This is a genomic window from Citrobacter sp. UYEF32 (genome assembly GCF_040546205.1).
Taxonomy (GTDB): Bacteria; Pseudomonadota; Gammaproteobacteria; order Enterobacterales; family Enterobacteriaceae; genus Phytobacter; species Phytobacter diazotrophicus.
The window spans coordinates 416008-440434 of sequence record NZ_JBEPNI010000004.1; the positions used below are offsets into that span (position 1 = coordinate 416008).

General features: G+C 52.5%; 22 protein-coding genes. 11 read left to right on the forward strand and 11 right to left on the reverse strand.

Annotated features, from left to right (window positions below):
* Positions 1-113 precede the first annotated feature (113 nt).
* The gene (gene uxaC / locus ABIB59_RS13350; protein WP_354035741.1) at positions 114-1520 is read left to right on the forward strand and encodes a glucuronate isomerase; all 1407 of its coding nucleotides are present in this window, start codon (positions 114-116) and stop codon (positions 1518-1520) included.
* A gap of 20 nt (positions 1521-1540) precedes the next feature.
* Positions 1541-3073, forward strand: coding sequence for an MFS transporter (locus ABIB59_RS13355; RefSeq protein ID WP_071194541.1), 1533 nt, complete (start codon positions 1541-1543; stop codon positions 3071-3073).
* A 48-nt stretch (positions 3074-3121) separates the two neighbouring features.
* Here the strand turns inward: ABIB59_RS13355 and parE are convergent, their stop codons facing one another.
* From parE to nudF, 5 genes are read right to left on the reverse strand one after another with little or no spacing between them, the layout of a single operon-like run.
* Positions 3122-5014, reverse strand: a complete 1893-nt coding sequence (gene parE / locus ABIB59_RS13360) for a DNA topoisomerase IV subunit B (protein ID WP_039078188.1) — start codon at positions 5012-5014, stop codon at positions 3122-3124.
* Positions 5015-5055: 41 nt separating this feature from the next.
* Complete coding sequence (gene yqiA / locus ABIB59_RS13365) at positions 5056-5631, reverse strand: esterase YqiA (RefSeq protein WP_039078094.1); 576 nt, start codon at positions 5629-5631, stop codon at positions 5056-5058.
* The gene (gene cpdA, locus ABIB59_RS13370) at positions 5631-6458 is read right to left on the reverse strand and encodes a 3',5'-cyclic-AMP phosphodiesterase (protein ID WP_039078095.1); all 828 of its coding nucleotides are present in this window, start codon (positions 6456-6458) and stop codon (positions 5631-5633) included. The genes yqiA and cpdA overlap by 1 nt, the downstream gene beginning before the upstream one ends.
* A 24-nt stretch (positions 6459-6482) precedes the next feature.
* On the reverse strand, positions 6483-6905 hold the full coding sequence (locus ABIB59_RS13375) for a DUF1249 family protein (RefSeq protein WP_039078096.1): 423 nt from the start codon (positions 6903-6905) through the stop codon (positions 6483-6485).
* A complete protein-coding gene (gene nudF / locus ABIB59_RS13380) occupies positions 6902-7534 on the reverse strand; it encodes an ADP-ribose diphosphatase (RefSeq protein ID WP_039078097.1) in 633 nt (210 codons plus the stop codon). Before nudF ends, ABIB59_RS13375 begins: the two co-directional genes overlap by 4 nt.
* Before the next feature lie 205 nt (positions 7535-7739).
* On the opposite strand from nudF, the gene tolC reads away from it, so the two are divergent.
* The 3 genes from tolC to ABIB59_RS13395 all read left to right on the forward strand — a co-directional run bounded on the left by tolC (position 7740) and on the right by ABIB59_RS13395 (position 11185).
* Complete coding sequence (gene tolC / locus ABIB59_RS13385; RefSeq protein ID WP_039078098.1) at positions 7740-9185, forward strand: outer membrane channel protein TolC; 1446 nt, start codon at positions 7740-7742, stop codon at positions 9183-9185.
* Between the two features lie 159 nt (positions 9186-9344).
* Complete coding sequence (locus tag ABIB59_RS13390) at positions 9345-10019, forward strand: DUF1190 family protein (protein ID WP_039078099.1); 675 nt, start codon at positions 9345-9347, stop codon at positions 10017-10019.
* A 5-nt stretch (positions 10020-10024) separates the two neighbouring features.
* Entirely contained in the window at positions 10025-11185 is a 1161-nt protein-coding gene (locus tag ABIB59_RS13395; RefSeq protein WP_039078189.1) for a glutathionylspermidine synthase family protein, read from the forward strand.
* Between the two features lie 51 nt (positions 11186-11236).
* Here the strand turns inward: ABIB59_RS13395 and ygiD are convergent, their stop codons facing one another.
* On the reverse strand, positions 11237-12025 hold the full coding sequence (ygiD, locus tag ABIB59_RS13400) for a 4,5-DOPA-extradiol-dioxygenase (protein WP_354035745.1): 789 nt from the start codon (positions 12023-12025) through the stop codon (positions 11237-11239).
* A 197-nt stretch (positions 12026-12222) separates the two neighbouring features.
* Between ygiD and zupT the strand changes: the two genes are divergently transcribed.
* On the forward strand, positions 12223-13002 hold the full coding sequence (zupT, locus tag ABIB59_RS13405; RefSeq protein WP_039078101.1) for a zinc transporter ZupT: 780 nt from the start codon (positions 12223-12225) through the stop codon (positions 13000-13002).
* A 22-nt stretch (positions 13003-13024) separates the two neighbouring features.
* On the opposite strand, the gene ABIB59_RS13410 is transcribed toward zupT, so the two are convergent.
* Together ABIB59_RS13410 and ribB are read right to left on the reverse strand one after the other, a co-directional pair.
* Positions 13025-13237, reverse strand: a complete 213-nt coding sequence (locus ABIB59_RS13410; protein ID WP_039078102.1) for a hypothetical protein — start codon at positions 13235-13237, stop codon at positions 13025-13027.
* Between the two features lie 202 nt (positions 13238-13439).
* A complete protein-coding gene (gene ribB, locus ABIB59_RS13415; RefSeq protein WP_039078103.1) occupies positions 13440-14093 on the reverse strand; it encodes a 3,4-dihydroxy-2-butanone-4-phosphate synthase in 654 nt (217 codons plus the stop codon).
* 488 nt (positions 14094-14581) lie between these two features.
* Here ribB and ubiK point away from each other — a divergent pair, with 488 nt between their 5' ends.
* From ubiK to ABIB59_RS13435, 4 genes are all read left to right on the forward strand, one after another.
* A complete protein-coding gene (ubiK, locus tag ABIB59_RS13420) occupies positions 14582-14887 on the forward strand; it encodes a ubiquinone biosynthesis accessory factor UbiK (protein WP_039078104.1) in 306 nt (101 codons plus the stop codon).
* 182 nt (positions 14888-15069) lie between these two features.
* Positions 15070-15699, forward strand: coding sequence for an OB-fold-containig protein (locus ABIB59_RS13425; protein WP_039078105.1), 630 nt, complete (start codon positions 15070-15072; stop codon positions 15697-15699).
* A gap of 17 nt (positions 15700-15716) precedes the next feature.
* A complete protein-coding gene (locus ABIB59_RS13430) occupies positions 15717-17420 on the forward strand; it encodes a flotillin family protein (protein ID WP_079497097.1) in 1704 nt (567 codons plus the stop codon).
* Between the two features lie 245 nt (positions 17421-17665).
* On the forward strand, positions 17666-17725 hold the full coding sequence (locus ABIB59_RS13435) for a type I toxin-antitoxin system Ibs family toxin (protein WP_115464832.1): 60 nt from the start codon (positions 17666-17668) through the stop codon (positions 17723-17725).
* A gap of 124 nt (positions 17726-17849) precedes the next feature.
* Here the strand turns inward: ABIB59_RS13435 and hldE are convergent, their stop codons facing one another.
* From hldE to ABIB59_RS13450, 3 genes are read right to left on the reverse strand one after another with little or no spacing between them, the layout of a single operon-like run.
* Entirely contained in the window at positions 17850-19283 is a 1434-nt protein-coding gene (gene hldE / locus ABIB59_RS13440; protein ID WP_354035748.1) for a bifunctional D-glycero-beta-D-manno-heptose-7-phosphate kinase/D-glycero-beta-D-manno-heptose 1-phosphate adenylyltransferase HldE, read from the reverse strand.
* A 46-nt stretch (positions 19284-19329) separates the two neighbouring features.
* Complete coding sequence (gene glnE, locus ABIB59_RS13445; RefSeq protein ID WP_169038815.1) at positions 19330-22182, reverse strand: bifunctional [glutamate--ammonia ligase]-adenylyl-L-tyrosine phosphorylase/[glutamate--ammonia-ligase] adenylyltransferase; 2853 nt, start codon at positions 22180-22182, stop codon at positions 19330-19332.
* 19 nt (positions 22183-22201) lie between these two features.
* Positions 22202-23503 (reverse strand): CYTH domain-containing protein, encoded by a 1302-nt coding sequence (locus ABIB59_RS13450; protein WP_169038814.1) that lies wholly within the window; start codon positions 23501-23503, stop codon positions 22202-22204.
* Between the two features lie 237 nt (positions 23504-23740).
* Here ABIB59_RS13450 and ABIB59_RS13455 point away from each other — a divergent pair, with 237 nt between their 5' ends.
* Positions 23741-24361 carry a TIGR04211 family SH3 domain-containing protein gene (locus ABIB59_RS13455; protein WP_039078109.1) on the forward strand — a complete coding sequence of 207 codons (621 nt, stop codon included), beginning with the start codon at positions 23741-23743 and terminating at the stop codon, positions 24359-24361.
* Positions 24362-24427: the final 66 nt, after the last annotated feature.

The window sequence follows — 24427 nt, forward strand, 5'->3', positions numbered from 1 at the left end:
AAACTTATCTGGTATGGTAGTAGACTGTGCGGTTTTTAGGTATACCGTAAATACAGCTCAGTTATTGCATTTATAAAAAAACCTTAGGTAAAAATTTCAGGAGCAAGTCGATCATGACGTTGATTAACGACGATTTTATGATTAACAGTAAAGCAGGAAAAATACTATATACGCGCTATGCGAAGAAACAGCCGATACTGGATTATCATTGTCATCTTGAAGCCCGGGACATTTTCGAAAACAAACCTTTTCGCGATATCACCCAGCTCTGGCTTGAAGGTGATCACTACAAATGGCGAGCCATGCGCGCCAATGGCATTCAGGAAAAATATATTACAGGCAATGCTTCTGCTGAGGAGAAGTTTGAAGCCTGGGCTAAAACGGTTGAATCCAGCTTTGGCAATCCGTTATATCACTGGACACATCTTGAACTCGCCACCTATTTTGATATTCACACCCCGCTAAACCGTAACAACTGGCGTGAAGTGATGAATGAATGTAACAATAAACTAAAAAGTAGTGATTTTTCACCTCGCGCACTTATTTCGCGGTCAAATGTTGAAATTATTTGCACGACGGATAAACCCCTGGATGATTTGAAATACCACCAGCGTCTTAAAAATGAGAAAGGGTTCGCTACGCGCGTATTACCGACATTTCGCCCCGATGAGTTATTCGAAACGGATCCTATCCGGTTTAGCCAATTTGTCACTCAACTCGCTGAAATAAGCTCAGTCAATATTACGCATTTTTCATCATTCATTGCTGCGATTGCTGCGCGTATCGATTTCTTCCATGAGGTTGGCTGTCGTATTTCCGATCATGGCCCGGTAGAAGTGAGCTATCAGCGCGTCAGCGATGAACAAGCAGAGGCGCTTTTTGCGGCCAGAATGGCGCAACAAACACTTCCCGCCGAAGGGATGCAGGCATGGAACAGCATTATCTTTGTGAAACTCGCTGCTCTCTATAAGCAAAAAGAGTGGGCAATGCAGATTCATTTCGGTGCTATCCGAAATAATAATATGCCGCAATATCACGCTATTGGTATTAATAGTGGTTTTGATTCAATTGCCGACCAACAGAACCTGGCTGCGAATTTAAATGCCCTGCTTAACGCAATGGCGGAAAATAATGGTCTGCCTAAAACCATTCTCTATAATTTAAACGCTGGTTATAACGATATTGTAGCCTCGGCATTGGCTAATTTTCAGAGCGGCGAAGAAGGGATTAAATCACCCATGCAGTTCGGTTCTGGTTGGTGGTTTAACGATACCCAACGCGGCATGAACAATCAATTAATGACTCTGGCCGACCAGGGATTACTTGCCAATTTTATTGGCATGCTTACGGATTCCCGTAGTTTTGTGTCTTATACCCGCCATGATTATTTCAGACGTATTCTTTGCAATCTTATAGGCGGTTGGGTGGATCGGGGCGAAGTACCAGAAGATATGGATATTTTATCCAGTATGATCAAAGGGATTTGCGCTGACAACGCCCGTTCTTATTTCAATTTCTGATTTTATAATCGAGATAAAACATGAAGAACTCAGAAAGAAAAATTACCATACCTGTCAGTATCGGTTATGGTCTTACCGATATTATGGGTGGTGGTGCTTTTACCGTCATTGGCGCATGGCTATTATTTTATTACACAACGTTTGTGGGCCTCTCGCCATTAGAAGCCGCTTCCATCGTAGCTATAGCGCGAATTGTCGATGCTATTATCAGTTTGTTCATGGGAACATTCACAGACCATTTTTATAAAAATAGACTGGGTAAGAAATTTGGTCGTCGCCGATTTTTCCTGCTGATTGGTTCACCGTTAATGCTGGTTTATGCTCTTCTTTGGCTTAATGGCATGAACTACTGGTTCTATCTCAGCGTATATCTTGCCTTTGAAATTATCGCTGCCATGGTGCTTATCCCGTGGGAAACGCTGCCCTCTGAAATGACCAAAGATTTCAACGCCAGGACAAAACTATCCACCGGGCGTATGTTTCTTTCTGCAACGGGAACCTTTCTCGCCACATTTATTCCGGGGCTGCTGATTGGCTACCTCGGCGAAAAGAGTGCGGAAGCCTATCTGATAAACGGCATCGTATTTGCCGTGGCTTTTATGGTTTGCGTATTTATCTCGTGGAAAGTGACCTGGGAGCGCGAATTAACGCCGGAAATGCTTGCCGAACTGGAAAGCGATCGCTCAGCTTCACGGGTCAATATTCTGGGCCTTTTTAAGGACTACTTGTCAACGCTGAAAGTGAGAGCCTTCCGTAAACATCTGGCCATCTATCTGCTCTCGTTTACCGCCAAAGACATTTACAATACCGTTTTCGTCTTTTTCTGCGTCTATTGCCTGCAAGTTTCCTCCGCGTTTGCGGGAAGCCTGCTGTCGATGAGTATCATCGGTCTGCCCGTTACGCTGGTGGCCGGTTTCGCTATCATCAAATTTGGCCCATCAAAACTTTATGTTTTTGCCTACAGTACGATGATGCTTTGCCTTGGCGGTATTCTGCTGATTTATCTCTTCCCGACGGAGCAAAAAGCCCTGTTGCTGATTATCCTGGCCGGTTTGTACCAGGTCGGTCGCTGTGTTCTGGAATTTACCCCGTGGAATGTCTTCCCGTTTATTCCGGATATTGATGAGATGATTACGCGTCAGCGCCGTGAAGGTCTGTTTGCAGCGGTGATGACCTTCTCTCGCAAAACTACCGTCGCTATTGCGACCTTTGTTGTCGGTTTTATTTTGCAGGAGGGCGGTTTTGTAAAAGGCAGCCAGGTCCAGCCAGAACAAGCAGTGCATACCATTGCCATGACACTGTTTATCGGTACCGCAGGTTTGCTGGTTCTCGCCTTATGGCAGGCTCTGACCTTCCATTTGAATAAACAGACCCACAAAGTGTTTGTTGATGAGGTAGATAGACTGAAAAAGAATGGTTCACGTGCCGCAGTAACACCTGAAACACGCAGCATTGTGGAAGATCTGACTGGGGTAAAATATGAAAAACTCTGGCCGGAAATTGCCCCTGAAACACAGCCCCTCTCGCCGAAACAGAAAGCGATAATGGACTAACTGAGGCAAACACTCTTCAGGCCACCAGGCCTGAAGAGTCTCAGTGGCTTAAACTTCAATATCCGCCATATCACCTTTTTCCTGCAGCCAGTTGCGACGATCTTCCGAACGTTTCTTGGCCAACAGCATATCCATCATTGCATTCGTCCGCTGATCATCGTCATCACTGATGACGAGCTGCACCAGTCGGCGAGTGTTAGGATCAAGCGTCGTCTCGCGCAACTGCATCGGGTTCATTTCACCCAGGCCTTTAAAGCGCTGCACGTTTGGCTTGCCTTTCTTACGCTTAAGCTGCTCCAGCACACCCGTTTTCTCTTCTTCGGTCAGGGCATAGTAAACTTCTTTGCCCAGATCGATACGATACAACGGCGGTAGAGCAACGTAGACATGGCCGTTCTTCACCAGCGTGCGGAAATGTTTCACAAACAGCGCGCACAGCAGCGTCGCAATGTGCAGACCATCCGAGTCAGCATCCGCCAGAATACAGATCTTGCCGTAACGCAACTGGCTCAGATCGTCACTGTCCGGATCGATACCGATCGCCACAGAGATATCATGCACTTCCTGCGAAGCCAGCACCTCATCAGAGGAGACTTCCCAGGTATTCAGGATCTTACCTTTCAGCGGCATGATCGCCTGATATTCACGATCGCGCGCCTGCTTGGCAGAACCGCCCGCCGAATCACCTTCCACCAGGAACAGCTCGGTACGGTTGAGATCCTGAGCGGTACAGTCAGCGAGTTTGCCTGGCAGCGCCGGGCCACTGGTGAGCTTTTTACGCACCACTTTCTTCGCGGCACGCAGGCGACGCTGGGCGCTGGAAATCGCCATTTCCGCCAGCATTTCTGCGGCCTGCACATTCTGGTTCAGCCACAGGCTAAAGGCATCTTTCACTACGCCGGAAACAAAGGCCGCACACTGGCGCGATGACAGACGCTCTTTGGTCTGTCCGGCGAACTGCGGATCCTGCATCTTCACCGACAACACATATGCACAGCGTTCCCAGATATCTTCCGCCGAGAGCTTCACGCCGCGCGGCAGAATATTGCGGTATTCGCAAAACTCACGCATCGCGTCGAGCAACCCTTGACGCAAACCGTTTACATGAGTACCGCCCTGCATGGTAGGGATCAGGTTGACGTAGCTTTCCGTCAACAACTCACCGCCTTCCGGCAGCCAGAGCAGTGCCCAATCCACGGCTTCGGTTTCAGCCGCAAAGTTGCCAATAAACGGTTTTTCCGGCAGCGTCGGCAGGCCATTTACCGCTTCGGCAAGATAGTCATTCAGACCGTCCTGATAGCACCAGCGCTGCTCGGCGTTGTTCACCTCATCTTTAAAGGTGATTTCCACGCCAGGGCACAGCACGGCTTTCGCTTTCAACAGATGGCTCAGGCGGGAGACGGAAAAACGCGGGCTGTCGAAGAACTTCTCGTCCGGCCAGAAGTGGACGCTGGTACCGGTCGCGCGTTTCGCGCAGGTCCCGACAACCTTGAGGTCGCTGACCTTCTCGCCATTTTCGAAAGCGATATTGTAAATCTGACCGTCACGCTTCACGTTCACTTCCACGCGACGAGACAGGGCGTTGACCACAGAAATCCCTACGCCGTGCAAGCCACCGGAGAACTGATAGTTCTTGTTGGAAAACTTGCCGCCAGCGTGCAGACGGCAAAGAATCAGCTCGACCGCAGGCACCCCCTCTTCCGGGTGAATATCCACCGGCATACCGCGACCATCATCAATGACCTCGAGAGATTGATCGGCGTGCAGAATGACATCCACGCGCTTCGCGTGGCCTGCCAGCGCTTCGTCCACGCTGTTATCAATAACTTCCTGACCAAGATGGTTGGGACGGGTGGTATCGGTATACATCCCCGGACGGCGGCGAACCGGCTCAAGCCCGGTGAGTACCTCTATGGCATCAGCGTTATAGGATTGCGTCATGGTGTGTTCGTAGATAGTGACCGCTTCGTTTCCCGGCGGGCTCAATGGAGCCCAAGGAAATCGACAATCTGTGTGAAATGATTCTCAAAGCCCACAAATGCATGGTTACCGCCCTCTTCTACCGTCTGACGACATGCGTCGTAATACGCCACGGCCTGGCGGTAATCCAGCACTTCGTCCCCTGTCTGTTGCAGCAACCAGATTAAATCCGGCGCGTCCAGCGGGTCGACCTGCATCACTTTGAGCTCGTAAATATGGCGAGACTCTAGCACATATTGCTCCCCGGTGTAGGGGTTCTCGTTGTTACCGAGGAACTCTGCCAGCAATTCAAACGGGCGAACGGCAGGATTCACCACTACCGCTGGCAGCGTAAAGCACTGAGAGAGCCAGGTTGCGTAGTAGCCCCCAAGGGACGAACCGACAATACCCAGCGGCTGCCCGCCATGTTGCATCACCAACGATTCCAGCAGTTCCGCAGCCTGCGCCGGGTAAGCGGGCAACTGGGGAACGACAACGTTGATATCAGGGTAATGTTCAGCCAGCCAATGACGCAACTGCGTCGCTTTCGCAGAACGCGGCGAGCTGTTAAAACCATGCAAATAAAGGAGCGTGGCCATCAGTATCCTTCTGACGCGGTATCCGGGTTGAACCGCGTGCATTGCAAACGACAGACCTCAGTTTGCAGGCTTCCGTCCGGGTACAGATCCAACCAGCGCCAGCCCGGCGCGATTGTGTCGAGCGTGAAATTGGCGCAATGCGGTTTAAACTGCACGCAGGTCGATGGCGTCGCTAACAGGCGGCGGCCATTCCAGTTGAGGTCCAGTTCCTGGTGAATATGCCCGCATAACAGGTAGCGAACATGTGGGAAACGCGCCAGCACGTTATCCAGCTCTGCGGCATTGCGCAGGCTGTGTTGATCCAACCAGCTACATCCCGAAGGCAACGGGTGATGATGTAACAATAGCAGCGTATGACGTTCAGGACTGGCACTCAGTTTTTTTTCCAGCCAGTCGAGCTGGAATTCACTCAACTCACCGTGCGGAACGCCAAATACCTGGCTATCAAGCAGGAGAATTTGCCAGTTATCGCCAGTGATTACCCGTTTGGATGAGGATATTCCTGCTTCCTGCAGTGCGGTATACATCGCCGGTTGAAAGTCATGATTGCCTGGCAGCCAGACACAAGGCGCGCCAAATCTTGCGATGCCCTCAGCAAAATGCTGATAAGCCGCAGCGGTCTGATCCTGCGCCAGGTCGCCCGTGGCGACAATCAAATCACACTCACGCTGCTGGGCCTGAATGGCATCCAGTACGGCCTGATAGCTTTCCCAGGTATTCACACCTAACAACGTTTCATGTTTTTCGGCAAACAGGTGAGTGTCTGTAATTTGTAATATCCTGACTCTGGCCCCACCAGCCAGAGGAAGGTTTAACAGGCTTTCCAAATGGTGTCCTTAGGTTTCACTACGCTAACAAACCGGAATCGCCATTGCTCCATGTGCTAAACAGTAACGTAGCCAGTCGGCCAGAAACTGATTAATTTGATGCTTTTCGTCGCGTTGATGCAACTTTTTATTCGGATAATCATAACGCGCTTTAAAACGAAAGATCTGCTGACTCGAACACACTTCGGCTACCATCGCGTCGTGATACAGGCGCACTGTCATTGATGGCAGGCTCCAGTAGCTGACTGCGGGCAGGGTCTGTTCGATTTCCACAAGCGTAGTGTAGCGGGTGGACTCGACAATCGTTAACCGGTATTGCGCATTCGCCACCTGATAGCTCACTGTTTCGCCTGCCTCGTCGTTACGCGGCAACAGGCGGCGGAGCTGCGCGAAATTGGTCTCGCACAGGCGCATCATTTCAGGGAAGTCAGGTGTATAACGCTTCATTTTTTCCACTCGTTTCGTAAGCTCTCATAATGCAGTTGCAGCCATTGCAGGGCGATGACAGACGCTGCGTTGTCGATTTTCCCCTCTTCTACCAACTGGTAAGCCTGTTCCCGGCTCACCACATGAACACGAATATCTTCGTTTTCATCCACCAGACCGTGAATACCTTCGGCCTGCGTGGCGTCCACTTCGCCAACCAATATGGATAAGCGCTCGCTGGTGCCCCCAGGGCTTGCCAGATAGCTCAACATCTTTTTTACCCGCCCCACGGTCAGCCCGGCTTCCTCTACCGCCTCACGTCGAACGACATCTTCAACAGACTCGCCCTCTTCGATCATGCCGGCCACCATCTCCAGCAACCATGGGCTTTCGCTGGTATCAAACGCAGCAATGCGAATCTGTTCGACTAACACCACTTCATCCCTTACTGGGTCAAAGGGTAGCAAGACTGCAGCGTGGCCGCGTTCAAAAATTTCGCGCCGTACCTCACCGCTCATCTCACCATTGAACAAACGATGACGAAAACGGTAGAGTTCGAGCGAAAAAAAACCGCTATAGAGCGTTTCCCGTGCAATAATTTCTACATCGTTTTTTGTGAAAGTCACAGCAGAGGTTTCTGGCTTACTCATGCGGATATCCTGTTATTAATTAATGTTGATTTTGTGGTTTTCAAGCCTGTTTGACTGCCGTTTAAAGCGCCATGTGATAGATTGGGGCAAATTTACGTCGGATGGCACTTTACGCCAACCTTCAGCGGTGGCGCTCTCTGTTAGAATCGGCGAATATTTCTGAATTTAGATCAGCGCTATTCATGCTTCACAACAAGGAATGCAAATGAAGAAATTGCTCCCCATTCTTATCGGCCTGAGCCTGACAGGTTTCAGTGCTATGAGCCAGGCAGAAAACCTGTTGCAGGTTTATCAGCAGGCGCGTTTAAGCAACCCCGATCTGCGTAAATCCGCCGCCGATCGTGATGCAGCTTTCGAGAAAATTAACGAAGCGCGCAGCCCGTTACTGCCACAGCTGGGTTTGGGTGCGGATTACACCTACAGCAATGGCTATCGCGACAGCAATGGTGTGAACTCCAACGCCACCAGCGGCTCCCTGCAGCTTACGCAAACCTTGTTTGATATGTCCAAATGGCGTGCGTTGACGTTACAGGAAAAATCCGCAGGCATCCAGGATGTGACGTACCAGACCGATCAGCAAACGCTCATTTTGAATACTGCCACCGCTTATTTTAACGTATTAAGCGCGATTGACTCGCTCTCTTATACCGAAGCGCAGAAACAGGCCATCTACCGTCAGTTAGACCAAACTACCCAGCGTTTTAATGTGGGTCTGGTTGCGATTACCGACGTACAGAACGCCCGTTCACAGTATGACACCGTACTGGCTAACGAAGTGACCGCCCGTAACAATCTCGACAATGCCGTCGAGTCACTGCGTCAGGTCACCGGTAATTACTATCCGCAGTTGGCATCACTGAACGTTGATGGCTTCAAAACAGACAAACCTCAGGCGGTGAACACACTGCTGAAGGACGCAGAAAGCCGCAACCTGACGTTGCTGCAGGCACGTCTGAGCCAGGATCTGGCGCGTGAGCAGATTCGCCAGGCGCAAGATGGTCACCTGCCGACGCTCGATTTGACCGCGTCTACTGCGGTATCGAATACTTCTTACAGCGGCTCCCGTACCAACAGCGCCCAGTATGACGACAGCAAAATTGGTCAGAATAAAGTGGGCCTGAGCTTCTCCCTGCCGCTGTATCAGGGCGGGATGGTGAATTCGCAGGTGAAACAGGCACAGTACAACTTTGTTGGCGCAAGCGAGCAACTGGAAAGCGCACACCGCAGCGTTGTACAGACCGTTCGTTCCTCCTTCAACAACGTGAATGCCTCCATCAGTAGCATCAACGCGTATAAACAAGCCGTTGTTTCTGCGCAAAGTTCTCTGGATGCGATGGAAGCAGGTTACTCCGTGGGTACACGTACCATTGTGGACGTACTGGACGCAACTACCACGCTGTATAACGCGAAGCAGCAACTTTCCAGCGCGCGTTATAACTATCTGATTAACCAGTTGAATATTAAATCTGCTCTCGGCACCCTGAATGAACAGGATCTCCTGGCGCTGAACAATACACTGGGTAAACCTATCTCTACCTCGCCAGAAAATGTGGCGCCGGAAAACCCAGAGCAAGAAGCTCGCGTTGAGAAGATGGCAAACGGACAGGCTCCTCAGACACAGCCGGCCAGCGTGCGCAAAACAACGCATTAATTCTTTTTTCCCATTATTATCGTACGGGGGCATACAGCCCCCGTTTTTACGTAAGGCAACGTAAAGATCCCCCCTGCTGACCCGCCTCCTGCTTCATTTTCAGACACTCATCCACTATCCTGACCTTTTATTAATACCTGTGGGTCTCGGAAGACAAATATGAAACGGACAAAAAATATTAATCATGCGATGTTTCGCAAAAGCTGGGGCGCGCGTCACCTGACGCCCGTAGCGCTGGCCGTGACTGCCGTCTTTATGTTGGCAGGGTGCGAACAAAACGATGAAACAGTAAAAATGTATCAAAATGCCGATGACTGTGCTTCGGCGAACCCGGACAAAAGCGCCGAATGTAAAACCACCTATGACAATGCGCTGAAAGAAGCAGCGCGTACCGCGCCGAAATATGCATCGCGCGAGGATTGCGTCGCTGAGTTTGGCGAAGGTCAGTGTCAGCAAGCTCCTGCTCAGGCAGGTATGGCGACGGAAAACCAGGCGCAGGCACAACAGTCTGGTGGCAGTTTCTGGATGCCGCTGATGGCAGGTTACATGATGGGTCGCCTGATGGGCGGCGGCGCGGGTTATGCCCAGCAGCCGTTGTTCAGCTCCAAAAACCCGGCCAGCCCGGCCTATGGTCAATACACCGATGCCAGCGGCAAAAGCTATGGTGCAGCCCAGCCTGGCCGTAGCGCAACGGTTTCGAAAACCGCGATGGCACCAAAACCTGCAACGACCTCCACCATCACGCGTGGCGGTTTTGGTCAGTCCGTGGCCAAACAAGCCGCCTCTATGCAGCGTAGCGCCAGCGGCACCTCAACCCGTTCAATGGGCGGCTGATGACCATGGAAAGAATCAACATTGTCGAACGTCCCGACTGGCGCGAGAAAGCCACCGAGTATGGTTTCAACTTTCACACCATGTATGGCGAGCCATACTGGTGTGAAGATGCCTACTACAAACTGACGCTCGCCCAGGTGGAGAAACTGGAAGAGGTCACCGCCGAGCTCCATCAGATGTGTCTGCAGGTTGTGGACAAGGTTATCGCCAGTGATGAACTGCTGGCGAAATTCCGCATTCCAAAGCACACCTGGGGCTTTGTACGTCAGTCCTGGAAAACCGGGCAGCCGTCGCTTTATTCACGCCTTGACCTGGCGTGGGATGGTACCGGCGAACCGAAGCTGCTGGAAAATAATGCCGATACACCAACCTCATTGTATGAAGCGGCATTTTTTCAATGGATTTGGCTGGAAGATCAGATAACCGCCGGCAAGCTGCCGGAAGGCTGCGATCAATTCAACAGCCTGCAGGAAAAACTTATTGAGCGTTTTGCAGAGCTACGCGAACAGCATGGCTTTAACCTGCTGCATTTCGCTTGCTGTCGCGATACCGTTGAAGATCGAGGTACCGTGCAATATCTGCAAGACTGCGCCGCAGAAGCGGATGTGGCCAGCGAGTTTCTCTATATTGAAGATATTGGCCTGGGGGAAAAAGGGCAGTTTACCGATCTGCAGGATCAGGTGATCAGTAATCTGTTTAAGCTGTACCCTTGGGAGTATATGCTGCGCGAAGACTTCTCGACCAAGCTGGAAGATGCAGGCGTTCGCTGGCTGGAACCGGCATGGAAGAGCATTATTTCGAACAAAGCGCTCCTGCCAATGCTGTGGGAGATGTTCCCCAACCATCCGAACCTGTTACCCGCCTGGTTTGCTGAAGATGCTCACCCGGAAATGGAAAAATACGTCATTAAGCCTATCTTCTCTCGCGAAGGGGCAAATGTGTCCATTATCGAAAATGGCAAAACGATCGAAGAAGTCGAAGGCCCATACGGCGAAGAAGGGATGATCGTCCAGCAGTTCTGTCAGTTACCCAGGTTTGGCGACAGCTACACGCTGATTGGCAGTTGGCTTATCAACGATCAACCTGCGGGTATTGGTATTCGTGAAGACCGGGCGTTGATCACCCAGGATCTGTCACGTTTCTATCCGCATATTTTTGTTGAGTAACGTGCGACAAGGAGCCCTGGGTGCGCATACGCTTCCCGGGGCTACAAAGCCTTAGCCTACCTGCACCGACAGCATACTCAGGCTGCCCATTTCCAGACCGTCTACCGGAATCGAGATATTCTCCACCCCATCCCACGCCCCCAAAACATAGAGCAGCGGCAGGAAATGGTCCGGTGTAGGGTTAGAAAGCGAACCACCTTCATGCTCCATATAATTGACCAGCGGATGCTGTTCGGTCGGCCCTTTCCATGTCAGGTTATTCTTCACAAATTCGTTGAAAGCGGTCGCCCACGGATAAGGCGAGCTATCGCCATGCCAGCGTGCCGTACGCAGGTTATGCACCACGTTACCGCTCGCCACCAGCATTATGCCTTCATCGCGCAGTGCCGCCAGCTTACGCCCTACTTCCATATGCCATGCCGCTGGTTTGGTACTGTCGATACTCAATTGCACCATCGGGATATCGGCATTCGGATACATTTTGATCAACACGCCCCAGGAGCCGTGGTCAAAACCCCAGGCTTCTTTATCCAGAGTGACCGGCACGGGCGACAGCAGTTCAACCAGATGCTGGGCCAGCGCAGGCGAGCCCGGTGCCGGGTAATGGGTGTCGTACAATGCCTGAGGAAATCCCCCAAAGTCATGGATTGTCTGCGGCGCTTCCATTGCGGTTACCCCGGTACCACGCGTAAACCAGTGTGCTGAGACAACCACAATAGCTTTAGGACGCGGCAGTATTTCGCCAAGCTGAGCCCAGGCGCGGGTATAAACGTTATCTTCCAGAACATTCATCGGGCTGCCGTGGCCCAAAAACAGTGCTGGCATGCGAGGTGCAGACATGATGATATCCTTACTGAGTGTGTCATATTTAATGAACACACATTACGCTTATTCATCGGGTGATGAACTCAGATAAGCATGATGAAGATATTCAGAATTTTTGAATGTAAGAATTGCGTAAAGGTGATGCGGCGGCCTCGCTTTGGAACCCATTAATATTTAACATTAATGAGAATCATTATCATAAGGAGTGATACATGTCAGCCCCACTGATTCTGACGTTACTTGCCGGCGCTGCTACCTTTATCGGCGCCTTTCTGGGGGTTCTTGGCCAGAAACCGTCAAACCGTGTACTGGCATTTTCGCTGGGATTTGCCGCCGGTATTATGCTGCTTATCTCCCTTATGGAGATGCTGCCAGCCGCACTGGCTACCGAAGGCATGTCACCCATGCTGGGCTATGGCATGTTCGTCATCGGCCTGTTGGGCTACTTTGCCCTTGACCGTATGCTCCCCCATGCACACCCGCAGGATTTAATGCAGGGTTCGTGCTCGCAGCACCCGGTCCCCCGCAAGATCCAACGTACAGCGATCTTATTGACGCTGGGCATCAGCCTGCATAACTTTCCGGAGGGGATCGCCACCTTTGTGACGGCCAGTAACGACCTTGAACTCGGTTTCGGTATTGCCCTGGCGGTAGCCTTGCACAATATTCCAGAAGGTCTTGCGGTTGCCGGACCGGTTTATGCGGCAACGGGTTCAAAACGAACGGCAATTTTTTGGGCGGGGATATCCGGCTTTGCCGAGATTCTCGGTGGGGTTCTAGCCTGGCTGATTCTGGGAAGCCTGGTCTCCCCGATGGTGATGGCGGCGGTCATGGCAGCGGTTGCCGGCATTATGGTCGCGCTCTCTGTTGATGAACTGATGCCGCTGGCTAAAGAGATAGACCCCAACAACAACCCAAGCTATGGCGTGCTTTGCGGGATGTCAGTAATGGGCCTTAGCCTGGTTGCGCTGCAAACGATGGGATTTGGTTAATACAATCAGGCGTTGCTCGCGCCTATTGAGCAACGCCGCTTTCAGAAGCCGCTTCGGGTTTCGCCTGCCCTTGCTCATTTGCTTGCATGGACTGGATGATCTTTAACGCGCGCTGATAGCCTTCCTGTTGTGCATCACGATCCTGGCGAAATGCCCTGCAATTCCGGCGCAGGCACATGATATGCGCGAACATCACGAGCACAACGACAAAAAAACCGCACCAATAAATCAGCATACCCCTTCCTTATCACGCTCCACATGAGGTTGCGCGAGCCATTACGTCATGGGTACCACTTTATAAGTAGCAAGCCGTTGTCGCCATTAGCGAGATCAACAAAGCGGATAAATGAGGTATTTTCAGTAAGGTACTCACGGGGAAATAAAAAAATCCGAAGTCGGTGCCCGGCTTCGGATTTTTTTCATTGTGCGGCTATCACTTAGCTGGCTTTACGCTCATGCTCCAGACGATAAGCCACCAGATCTTCGATGGTGACAACAGCCATGTTGTGCTCGCGAGCGAACTGGATACACTCCGGCGCGCGCGCCATGGAGCCATCATCGTTCGTCAGTTCACACAGCACGCCGGCCGGTTTGAACCCTGCCAGGGTCACCAGATCAATCGTCGCTTCGGTATGACCACCGCGCGTCAATACACCGCCCTGCTGCGCACGCAGCGGGAACACGTGGCCCGGACGATTCAGGTCAGAAGGTTTAGCGCCATCGGCAATGGCAGCACGCACGGTAGTAACACGATCGGCAGCCGAAACACCGGTAGTAACCCCCGTAGCCGCTTCGATGGTAACGGTAAAGCCGGTACCGTAAGCGCTGGTGTTGTTTTCAACCATCATCGGCAGATCAAGTTGTTTACGACGATCTTCGGTGATGCACAGGCAAACAATGCCGCTACCGTGACGGATGGTCAGCGCCATCTGCTCAACGGTCATGGTTTCAGCGGCAAAGATCATGTCGCCTTCATTCTCGCGATCTTCATCGTCGAGAACCATTACACCGCGACCTTCGCGCAGTGCAGTTAAAGCATTTTCAATACGTTCGAATGGCGTGCCAAAAGAAGAAAGCAGCGTCTGATTCATGGTAAAAGACCTCAATAAAGTTATGGTTACCAGAATCAGGGCAGTCTTAGGAGTATAAAAAAATAACGCGAGCAGGCCTCCAGGCCCAACTGAATCGTTACTCTCTCCCATCCGGACTTTAACCGTCGGCCCCGGAATTACACCGGATCTGCTGACCTTTCGATTTGCATCGAAAGCGCTCGCGGGCTTTCAACCTGTCCTCCATCTTTCACGCCGCTGCTGCGTTGCTTCCTTCACTCATCCCAGTCACATAGTTGACTATGTTCCTGGAATTCGCTCAGTTGCCGCCTTGCCGCTACGCGAAATCTATTGGACATCGCTGATTTACCGCCGGTGGGGAATTTCGCCCCGCCCTGAGAATAAGCGGGATAACTATAACGCTATTGATTACCTTCGGCAACGCGTAACCTTCAAACAAATCTGGTTTATCGTTATGGCATATCACACTACAATAATTGTCAGAACCTATCCGAACAGGGAACATACAAATGATTGACCCGAAAAAAATTGAACAGATTGCGCGTCAGGTCCACGAATCGATGCCAAAAGGGATTCGCGAGTTCGGGGAAGATGTTGAGAAAAAAATCCGCCAGTCTCTGCAGGCGCAACTGACTCGCCTTGACCTCGTCAGCCGCGAGGAGTTTGACGTACAGACACAGGTACTGCTCCGTACACGTGAAAAACTAGCGCTGCTCGAGCAACGTCTGAACGAACTGGAAAATCGCAATGCGTCAGCAGAGGTGAAACCGGCTCCGGCAATTCCTCCGGTTGATTCGCCAGACACAGGCGTTTAAGCCAATTCTGGCATCCCCCGCATAGCCAACCGCAAAGGGGTAATCGATAAGGTTTTCATCGATTACCCTACGATATTCCGGGAGTCCATCTGTCTTTTTGTTACTTCCCCATTTATGATAATATCGCCTTCAATACTAACGAAAATATGCGTCTGATTTAAAAAATAACCCAAGGAGAATATATGGATATTTTTCCTGAATACTACTCGCCCTACTTTTTCGCCCTCGCATTTGTGGCGCTTATAGGTATTGTGGAAATTGTCTCACTGTTCTTTGGGAATGTTATTTCTGGTGTTATTGATTCACATCTGGGTGATTATGACGGCGTCGCCTCAGGCCATTTGAACCAGTTTTTCCATTACCTTAATTTTGGTCGCGTTCCCGCACTGGTTGTCCTTTGCCTTATCGCCGGTTGCTTCGGCTTGTCTGGCATTTTTTTACAGCACATGAGCGTGACACTGCTGCAAACCCCGCTTCCCAATATAGTCCTGACCCCTTTTTGCCTTATTTTTTCAGGTATTTGCACACACTATACCGGTAAACTTTTAGGGCGCTGGCTACCGGGAGATGAAACCAGTGCGATCACAGAAGATGATTTTATTGGCGCTATGGCCATTATCACGGGTCACAGTGCGGAGCCTCAACGCCCTTGCGAAGGAAAATTTAAAGATAAGTTTGGGCAGGTACATTATTTACTTCTGGAACCCGAAGAAGGAAAGACGTTTAAACGAGGCGATAAAGTCCTCATTATTTGTCGGTTGTCCGCCAGCCGTTATTTGGCGGAACTGAACCCCTGGCCGAATGAATTGTAAAAACAAAAGGAAGTATTATGGAAAATCTCTTGAATCTATTTCCCTCATGGATGAGTTATGCCCTGATAGCCGTTTTTGTCCTGTTGGTCATCGGGATTATTTTTGCCCGGTTATACCGTCGGGCCTCGGCTGAGCAGGCGTTTGTACGAACAGGTTTAGGTGGGCAGAAAGTGGTAATGAGTGGCGGCGCGATTGTGATGCCTATCTTCCACGAAATTATTCCGATTAACATGAACACCCTTAAACTCGAGGTGAGCCGTTCTACGGTTGACAGCCTGATCACTAAAGATCGTATGCGCGTTGATGTCGTTGTTGCCTTCTTCGTACGCGTAAAACCGTCGATTGAGGGGATTGCCACTGCCGCACAGACATTGGGGCAGCGTACATTGTCACCAGAAGATCTCCGCGTGCTGATTGAAGATAAATTCGTTGATGCCCTGCGTGCTACGGCCTCCCAGATGACCATGCATGAGTTACAGGACACTCGCGAGAACTTCGTTCAGGGTGTGCAAAACACCGTTGCGGAAGATCTGTCGAAGAACGGTCTGGAGCTGGAAAGCGTCTCGTTAACCAACTTCAACCAGACGGAAAAAGTGCATTTCAACCCGAACAACGCCTTTGATGCCGAAGGCCTCACCAAACTGACTCAGGAAACTGAGCGCCGTCGCCGTGAACGTAACGAAGTCGAGCAGGACGTTGAAGTCGCAGTCCGTGAGAAGAACCGCGATGCCCTGGCGCGCAAACTTGAGATTGAACAGCAAGAGGCATTTATGACGCTTGAGCAGGAGCAGCAGGTGAAAACCCGCACCGCCGAGCAGAATGCCAAAATCGCCGCCTTCGAAGCAGAGCGCCATCGTGAAGCCGAGCAAACACGTATCCTGGCGGAACGACAAATTCAGGAAAGTGAAATCGAACGTGAACAGGCAGTACGTTCCAGAAAAGTTGAGGCTGAGCGTGAAGTTCGCATTAAAGAGATCGAGCAACAGCAGGTGACGGAGATTGCCAACCAGACGAAATCCATCGCCATCGCGGCCAAGTCAGAGCAACAGTCACAGGCGGAAGCAAAAGCCAACGACGCGCTGGCGGAAGCCGTTCGTGCCCAGCAAAACGTAGAAACCACGCGCCAGACCGCAGAAGCCGATCGTGCAAAACAGGTTGCGCTGATTGCCGCAGCTCAGGATGCGGAAACCAAAGCGGTTGAGCTGACAGTACGCGCCAAAGCCGAGAAAGAAGCGGCAGAATTGCAGGCTGCAGCCATCGTCGAACTGGCGGAAGCAACGCGGAAAAAAGGGCTGGCGGAAGCCGAAGCGCAGCGCGCGCTGAACGATGCGATCAACGTGCTTTCCAACGAACAAACCAGCCTCAAATTCAAACTGGCACTTCTGCAATCTCTGCCTGCGGTTATCGAGAAATCCGTTGAGCCAATGAAGTCCATCGAAGGTATCAAAATCATTCAGGTAGATGGGCTGAACCGCGGCGGAGCGGCAGGCGAAGTGACCACAGGTACGGTTAACGGTGGCAATCTGGCGGAGCAGGCACTCTCTGCCGCCCTCGCCTACCGAACCCAGGCGCCGCTGATTGATTCGCTGCTTAATGAAATTGGGATTTCCGGCGGCTCGCTGGCAGCCATGGCAACGCCGTTAAATTCATCACCTGCGGTCGGGCCAAATGAAGAAATCGCGATCACAACGGTAAAAGAAGAAACGGTAAAAGAGGAATAGTTTCTTCCCACCTTATGTAACCCCATCCCTGGCCCATAAAGCCGGGGATTTTTTTATTCTGAACACGCCTTTTCAGTACGTAACGTTCGGAACGGGGGCCGTTTTGCGTGAACGATCCAGTAATAAAACATCCGAGGGGAAAAGCTCTTGTCCCTGTAGAAGCACTCACCAACAATCACTGGGTCAGCAAGGGGCTGAAACGGGAAAGCCCCTCCCGAGGAAGGGGCTTTAATAGGGAAAGGGTTATGATGAAGCACATCATCATACTGATTGTTCTGTTAACGATAAGTTTCGCAGCTTACTAACAGCCAATCAGAGGGGGGTGAAATCCCCTCTCACCCTTGTTCCTTTAATTTAGGTCGAAAAAGCAGCACCGTCAACAGCGAGGAGAGCCTCATAACGAGATGTTCGATGCATCTCCCGCATTGCTTACTTCTCGCTGTCTTTCTGGATTTTCCTGATGATGTTGGTGGTCGAACAGCCATCTTCAAAGTTGAGCACCAGCACTTCACCGCCGTTGGCCCACACCTCTTCGCTCCCGGCGATCTCCTCCGGCTTGTAGTCCCCTCCTTTCACCAGCTTATCCGGCAGAACGGAGGCAATCAGACGCTGCGGCGTATCTTCTTCAAACGGGACCACCCAGTCCACGGCTTCCAGCGCGCTGAGAACTATCATACGTTGCTCAAGCGGGTTAACCGGGCGCGAATCCCCTTTCAGCCGTTTAGTGGAAGCATCGCTGTTCACCGCAACGATCAGACGATCGCCGAGCTTACGGGCATTCGCCAGATATGACACATGGCCCGCGTGCAGGATGTCGAACACGCCGTTGGTCATGACCACTTTTTCGCCACGTTTGCGTGCTGCCGCCACGGCGTCGCGCAGTTCTTCTTCGGTCATCACACCAAAACCCGTCTCCGAACGCCCGCGCACCGCGTTTTCCAGCTCGACAGGCGAAACCGTTGAAGTCCCGAGTTTACCCACCACAACGCCAGCAGCAGCGTTCGCGAAGAAGCAGGCTTCTTCCAGCGAATTACCTGCGGCAAGCGTAGCAGCCAACACACCAATCACTGTGTCACCTGCACCGGTCACGTCATACACTTCCTGCGCCTGCGTCGGCAGATGCAGTGGTGCTTTGCCCGGCTGTAGCAGCGTCATTCCCTGTTCAGAACGGGTGACCAGCAGCGCGGTCAGGTCGAAATCGGCAATCAGCTTCATGCCACGTTCAACAATATCGTCTTCGTCTTTGCATTTGCCGACCACGGCTTCAAATTCGGAGAGATTCGGCGTCAACAGGGTGGCACCACGGTAGCGTTCAAAGTCGGTCCCTTTCGGGTCGATCAGTACAGGCACGCCTGCACCGCGCGCCAGCGTGATCATCTGCTGAATGCTCGTCAGCGCCCCTTTGGCGTAATCGGAGAGCACCAGCGCACCGATGCTGCTCAGCGCCTGATTAATGCGTTCATGCAGCGACTCAGGATCCACACCATCAAAGCCCTCTTCGAAATCGAGACGAATCAGTTGCTGATTACGCGACAGTACGCGCAGCTTAGTGATGGTGGGGTGAGTTGGAACAGAAACGAAGTCGCATTTTACGTTGACGTCCGCCAGCGCTTTGCTCAGTGCACGCGCCGCATCGTCAATACCGGTCAACCCAACCAGACGCGCGCCCGCGCCCAGAGAAGCGATGTTCATTGCTACGTTCGCCGCACCACCCGGACGCTCTTCAATGGTTTCGACCTTCACCACTGGCACCGGCGCTTCCGGTGAAATACGGCTGGTTGGACCGTACCAGTAGCGATCCAGCATCACATCGCCTACGACCAGCACTCCCGCTTGATTAAACTCTGGCAGCGTTACTTTCATTCCTGTCTCCTGAGAGATACAAAATTTGCGCGCGATAATAGCACACTTACGCGTCCTCGCACGGCTCCACCAACCACTTGTTCCAGCAGGCTCGCACCATCGCGCGTTCAGCGACAAAACATGCCTCCGGAACATGCCCTGGCAGCTCCTGTAGCGCCAGGTGATGCAGCTCATCACGCAACGTTGTATAGGCGGTGGTAAGTGCCTGCGCTTCCTGCTCTTCCATAATGCCGTTTTGCGCCAGCCCTTCCAGAATGCGGACATTGTCCGACCAGCGCGTCAGTTTCGGTTTTGCATGGGCATAACGCAGCACCAGATACTGGGTGATAAATTCGATATCGGTAATTCCACCCTTATCGGCTTTAATATCAAAGCGATCCTTGTGCTTATTGCTCAAGTGGGCGCGCATTTTTTCGCGCATCTCGCGCACCTCGGTTTGTAACGTTGCACCATCACGCACGGTCATGGTGATATCGCGGCGGATGGCATCAAATTGCGCGTTCAATTGTGGATCGCCATAGACAACACGGGCGCGAACCAGCGCCTGATGTTCCCACGTCCAGGCTTCGGTGCGCTGGTAGTCGGCAAAGGATTCGGTTGAGGTCACCAGCATTCCCGCCGCACCGGACGGGCGCAAGCGCGCGTCCACTTCATACAGGATCCCGGATGAGGTGCGCGTACTGAACAGGTGCATCACGCGCTGGGCAAGGCGCAGATAAAATTGGCGGCCATCGATTTCCCGCTCGCCGTCAGTCATCACGTCCACCGGACAGTCATGAAGGAAAATCAAATCCAGATCGGAACTATAGCCCAGCTCCCAACCGCCCAGTTTGCCGTAACCGACCACTGCAAACCCACGGCCTTCACGGTCGCGTAAGTGTTTCGGCTGCCCATAACGCGATACCATCAGGCTCCACGCCTGTTGTACCACGGCTTCAATGATGGCTTCGGCAAGCCATGTTAAGTGATCGCTCACTTTCATCACGGGGAGTGTGCCTGCCAGATCTGCTGCCGCCACACGCAACAATTGAGCCTGTTTAAACTGGCGTAACGCCTCCAGTTGCTGCTCTTCATCGTCATCCGGCACACGCAGCAGATACTGACGTAGCTCATCCCGGTAGGCATTCATCGCCGTGGGCTGATAAAGGGTATTCGGATCGAGCAACTCATCCAGCAATAACGGATAGCGCGCCAGCTTACTGGCCACCATCGGCGAGGCGGCACAGAGTGAAATCAGATGCTTACGCGCACCAGGAAACTCGCTGAGCAGCTCAAGATACGTCGTACGCGTGACAATTCCCGTTAACAGCGGCGTCACGCGAGACAACGGTACAGGGGCGTCCTCACGGGAGCAGACATCACTCAACAGATGCGGCATCAGATGGTCGAGCACCTGGCGGCCGCGTGGGCCAATGGTGCGCTTATCCAGCTCTTTGCGAAAATCAGCAATCATCGCGACCACGCGGCGGCGATCATCGTCAGAAAGGTGCGCCAGCACAGGCGTGCTGTCATCTTCCTGAAACGCATCCTGCCACAACTCACTCCATTGCCCGCAGAGCGCATCCCCCTGCTCTTCGGCTTCGTCATCGCCAATCAGGGTGTTGAATATCCCTCGTACGGCAGACATCTGCTTTTCAAGCTCAGCGGTCAGGGTTTCCCAGTCAGCGACCCGCATCCCCCAGGCCAGACGCGCGCGATTGAGTTCATCTGTCGGCAGCGTCTGCGTTTGTTCGTCGTTAATGCTTTGCAGCAGGTTTTCCAGACGGCGCAGATACAAATAGGCCTGGCGTAACGCCGGTGCATCGCCAGGCGGCAGCAAACCCAGCTTATCGATAGCGTCCAGCGTCGGTAACAGAGAACGGGACTGCAACGACGGCTCGCGCCCACCGCGTATCAACTGGAACACCTGAACGATAAACTCAATCTCACGGATGCCGCCCGCGCCCAGCTTAATGTTATCTTTCAGACCACGGCGGCGCACTTCGCGGGCAATCATCCCTTTCATGTTACGCAGAGACTGAATAACGCTGAAATCGATATAGCGACGGAAGACGAACGGCCGCAGCATGGCCCGTAATTCGCCAGCGTAAACATCGTCCTTATCGCCCATAATGCGGGCTTTCACCATCGCATAACGTTCCCAGTCGCGCCCCTGCTCCTGATAATAATCTTCCAGCGCGGCAAAACTCAGCACCAGCGGACCGCTGTCGCCAAACGGGCGCAGCCGCATATCCACGCGATAGACAAAGCCATCCTGCGTCGGCTGGTCGAGCACTTTGATCAGGCGCTGTCCCAAGCGAGTAAAAAACTGGGCGTTATCAAGTTCGCGTCGCCCACCGCGCGTTGAACCGTTTTCCGGCCAGGCAAAAATCAGATCGATATCGGACGAAAAGTTAAGCTCCCCGCCACCCAGCTTGCCCATGCCAAGGATCAGCAACGGCTGCGGTTCCCCCTGCTGATTGCACGGCGTTCCCCACTCGCGACAGCAGGCATCGTAAAGCCAGTCGCGTGCAGCGACGATCAGGGTCTCCGCCAGTACGCTCAACTGCTGCAACGTCTCCTCTTCTGCCACCAGCGCCAGCGACTGCGCCCAGGCAATGCGCACCATCATATGGCGACGGAACAGGCGCAGCGCACGCATTAATGATGCCTCATCTCCCACACCTTCCAGCGATTCGCGAAGGATTTGCGCATACTGCTTCCACTCGTCCGCCTGTGGCGGTGCGCTTTCCAGCTCAGCCAGCCAGTCAGGATGCGCGGCAAGGCTATCCTGCACAAAATCACTGAAAGTAAGCACTAACTGCGCTTGTTCACTAAGCGGTGTTTCACTGAATGACTCAGGCAAGCGAGCCAGTACAGTTTGCCAGTGCTGCTGTAGCTGTGGAGAGTGCGGCATCATCGGGGGTTCCTTGACCGGGTTAGCGTTGTCCACTGTGCAGCCAGAAGGGCTGCTGACAGATTGCTTCGTTACGGAAATGTTCGATTTCAATACGCTGGCGTGTCTCAATGGCGTGGAGCAAGCCTTGCCAGTTTTCCAGCCAGGCATTTGCCTGCGCCGCATCGTAATAGCCAGCAAGCAACAGCACACTGTCTATTTCTCGTGCCAGACGTGGCAACTGGTCGCGATAACTGTCTCCCAACGGATGCGCGAACGTACTTTTGAGTTCAGCGGCGCAGCGGGACAAATGGGTATCGGCAAAACGTTTGAAGGAGTCGGCAAATTTCGCCTGCGCTTTGTCATCGAGGAAGGTGCGCCAGCCCTGGGAAACCAGCCACTCTGTCAACAGCAGTTTCGCCGTTGCCGCCTCTGCGCTCCATGCGGCCGTCGCTGCGGAGACATCTGACGTCAACGTTGCTTCCGCCTGAGTCAGCAAATCGCGCAGGCGTGCGCTCGCTTTACGCGGCACAATGCCGCCGAACAACATAAGAGTATGGCGAATGAGCGTAATTGCAGACTGTACGTCCGCTTTGGCCCGGGTATCGCCGCGAACCCACAGTTCTTCATGGTACTGCCACTGCGAAAGTCCCAGCTCCAGCGCGGCGGTAAAAGCCTGCTCCGTTGTGGCTTTCGGTTGAACTTTGAGTATGGGCGTCGGGCGGCGATGACGTTCGGCATTACCCTGCGCCAGATGATAGCCGCGTGCGGCCTTACTCAGGCTTCCCTGACGCAGCCCTGACTGGGTCACGAGCTGACGGGCAAGTTTGAGGATATCCGCCGGATCACCGCTTAGCAGTTCAAGCTCAAGCTCACAGATAGGCTCAGCCAGCTCGCCGGCTTTAACTTCACCCAGGTCCAGCCCAATCTCAATACGGCTTTCACCGACGTTAACCAGCCATTTCTCCCGGTAGAAATCGGTGCTAAAGAGCGGCTGTGTCTGCGCCTGGAGATCTTCTGGCAGCGCGCCATCCGGCCAGGCTTCCTGCGGAAAGCGAGCCAGATCCAGCTCCGGTTTATCCAGCGCGATATTATATTCAGGACGTTGATGTAACCCGCCGACAACGCGTCCGGCGATTTTCATCGTCATTTCGTACTGACCGTCGAAGCCGCGGATACGCAGCCCCATATCATGACGACGCAGCCAGTTATCTGCCGTTTCGTAATAGATGTTGAGTAACTGGGTGGGCGCTACGCGATCGTCGGTGAGCGAATGAAGATGGTTACGAAGCGTTTCAACGCTGTCGGGATGTACGTAAAATTTTAATTCGATTTCCTGAGCCATGGCTTTGCACTTATGGTTATGTCACTTCAGTCAAAATTTCGGCGAACTAACGCGCCCGATGTTTGTCAGTAGATAGTATTTTGTGTCAGATTGCCATGCAATGCGCGATATCATGGGTGTAAAAGTTCACTTATGCGCTTTGTTCGACCCGGATGATTCCGATTGATGCCGCCTGCCAGCTATCGTCAGACTGTTGGCACTGTTTTTATTCACGCTTAAAGATAATAACGACGCCTGATGCTTAAATTACGCCTGATTGGAATGACCTTATTTGCGCTTAGCGTTTCCACATTGGCCCATGCCGAAGAAAAACGTTACGTCTCTGATGAATTGAACACCTGGGTTCGCAGTGGCCCGGGAGATAACTACCGCCTCGTGGGCACGGTAAACGCCGGCGAGGAAGTGGTGCTGTTGCAAACCAATGAAGCGTCTAACTACGCACAGGTACGCGACAGCAGTGGCCGTACGGCCTGGATCCCTCTTAAAGAACTCAATACGCAGCCCAGCCTGCGCACGCGCGTGCCGGAACTGGAAAACCAGGTGAAGACCCTGACCGATAAGCTCAACAATATCGACAATACCTGGAACCAGCGCACGGCGGATATGCAGCAAAAAGTGGCCGGTAGCGATGGGGTCATTAACAGCCTGAAAGAAGAAAATCAGAAGCTTAAGAACGAGCTTATTGTCGCGCAGAAGAAAGTGAACGCCGCTAACCTGCAACTCGACGACAAACAACGCACCATTATCATGCAGTGGTTTATGTATGGCGGCGGCGTATTGGGTGCGGGTCTCTTCCTGGGCCTTGTGCTGCCGCATTTAATCCCGCGCCGTAAACGCAAAGATCGCTGGATGAACTAAGCTGATTAGCCATCTTCTCTACACTTACGTATTATCTGTCGGCAAAAATAAGAACCTGTCTCAATT

What these genes read in the sequence shown, in the direction of transcription:
- uxaC (WP_354035741.1), top strand. Translation starts at nt 114, where the DNA reads ATGACGTTGATTAACGACGATTTTATGATTAACAGTAAAGCAGGAAAA.
- ABIB59_RS13355 (WP_071194541.1), top strand. Translation starts at nt 1,541, where the DNA reads ATGAAGAACTCAGAAAGAAAAATTACCATACCTGTCAGTATCGGTTAT.
- parE (WP_039078188.1), bottom strand. Translation starts at nt 5,014, where the DNA reads ATGACGCAATCCTATAACGCTGATGCCATAGAGGTACTCACCGGGCTT.
- yqiA (WP_039078094.1), bottom strand. Translation starts at nt 5,631, where the DNA reads ATGGCCACGCTCCTTTATTTGCATGGTTTTAACAGCTCGCCGCGTTCT.
- ABIB59_RS13375 (WP_039078096.1), bottom strand. Translation starts at nt 6,905, where the DNA reads ATGAAGCGTTATACACCTGACTTCCCTGAAATGATGCGCCTGTGCGAG.
- nudF (WP_039078097.1), bottom strand. Translation starts at nt 7,534, where the DNA reads ATGAGTAAGCCAGAAACCTCTGCTGTGACTTTCACAAAAAACGATGTA.
- tolC (WP_039078098.1), top strand. Translation starts at nt 7,740, where the DNA reads ATGAAGAAATTGCTCCCCATTCTTATCGGCCTGAGCCTGACAGGTTTC.
- ABIB59_RS13390 (WP_039078099.1), top strand. Translation starts at nt 9,345, where the DNA reads ATGAAACGGACAAAAAATATTAATCATGCGATGTTTCGCAAAAGCTGG.
- ABIB59_RS13395 (WP_039078189.1), top strand. Translation starts at nt 10,025, where the DNA reads ATGGAAAGAATCAACATTGTCGAACGTCCCGACTGGCGCGAGAAAGCC.
- ygiD (WP_354035745.1), bottom strand. Translation starts at nt 12,025, where the DNA reads ATGTCTGCACCTCGCATGCCAGCACTGTTTTTGGGCCACGGCAGCCCG.
- zupT (WP_039078101.1), top strand. Translation starts at nt 12,223, where the DNA reads ATGTCAGCCCCACTGATTCTGACGTTACTTGCCGGCGCTGCTACCTTT.
- ABIB59_RS13410 (WP_039078102.1), bottom strand. Translation starts at nt 13,237, where the DNA reads ATGCTGATTTATTGGTGCGGTTTTTTTGTCGTTGTGCTCGTGATGTTC.
- ribB (WP_039078103.1), bottom strand. Translation starts at nt 14,093, where the DNA reads ATGAATCAGACGCTGCTTTCTTCTTTTGGCACGCCATTCGAACGTATT.
- ubiK (WP_039078104.1), top strand. Translation starts at nt 14,582, where the DNA reads ATGATTGACCCGAAAAAAATTGAACAGATTGCGCGTCAGGTCCACGAA.
- ABIB59_RS13425 (WP_039078105.1), top strand. Translation starts at nt 15,070, where the DNA reads ATGGATATTTTTCCTGAATACTACTCGCCCTACTTTTTCGCCCTCGCA.
- ABIB59_RS13430 (WP_079497097.1), top strand. Translation starts at nt 15,717, where the DNA reads ATGGAAAATCTCTTGAATCTATTTCCCTCATGGATGAGTTATGCCCTG.
- hldE (WP_354035748.1), bottom strand. Translation starts at nt 19,283, where the DNA reads ATGAAAGTAACGCTGCCAGAGTTTAATCAAGCGGGAGTGCTGGTCGTA.
- glnE (WP_169038815.1), bottom strand. Translation starts at nt 22,182, where the DNA reads ATGATGCCGCACTCTCCACAGCTACAGCAGCACTGGCAAACTGTACTG.
- ABIB59_RS13450 (WP_169038814.1), bottom strand. Translation starts at nt 23,503, where the DNA reads ATGGCTCAGGAAATCGAATTAAAATTTTACGTACATCCCGACAGCGTT.
- ABIB59_RS13455 (WP_039078109.1), top strand. Translation starts at nt 23,741, where the DNA reads ATGCTTAAATTACGCCTGATTGGAATGACCTTATTTGCGCTTAGCGTT.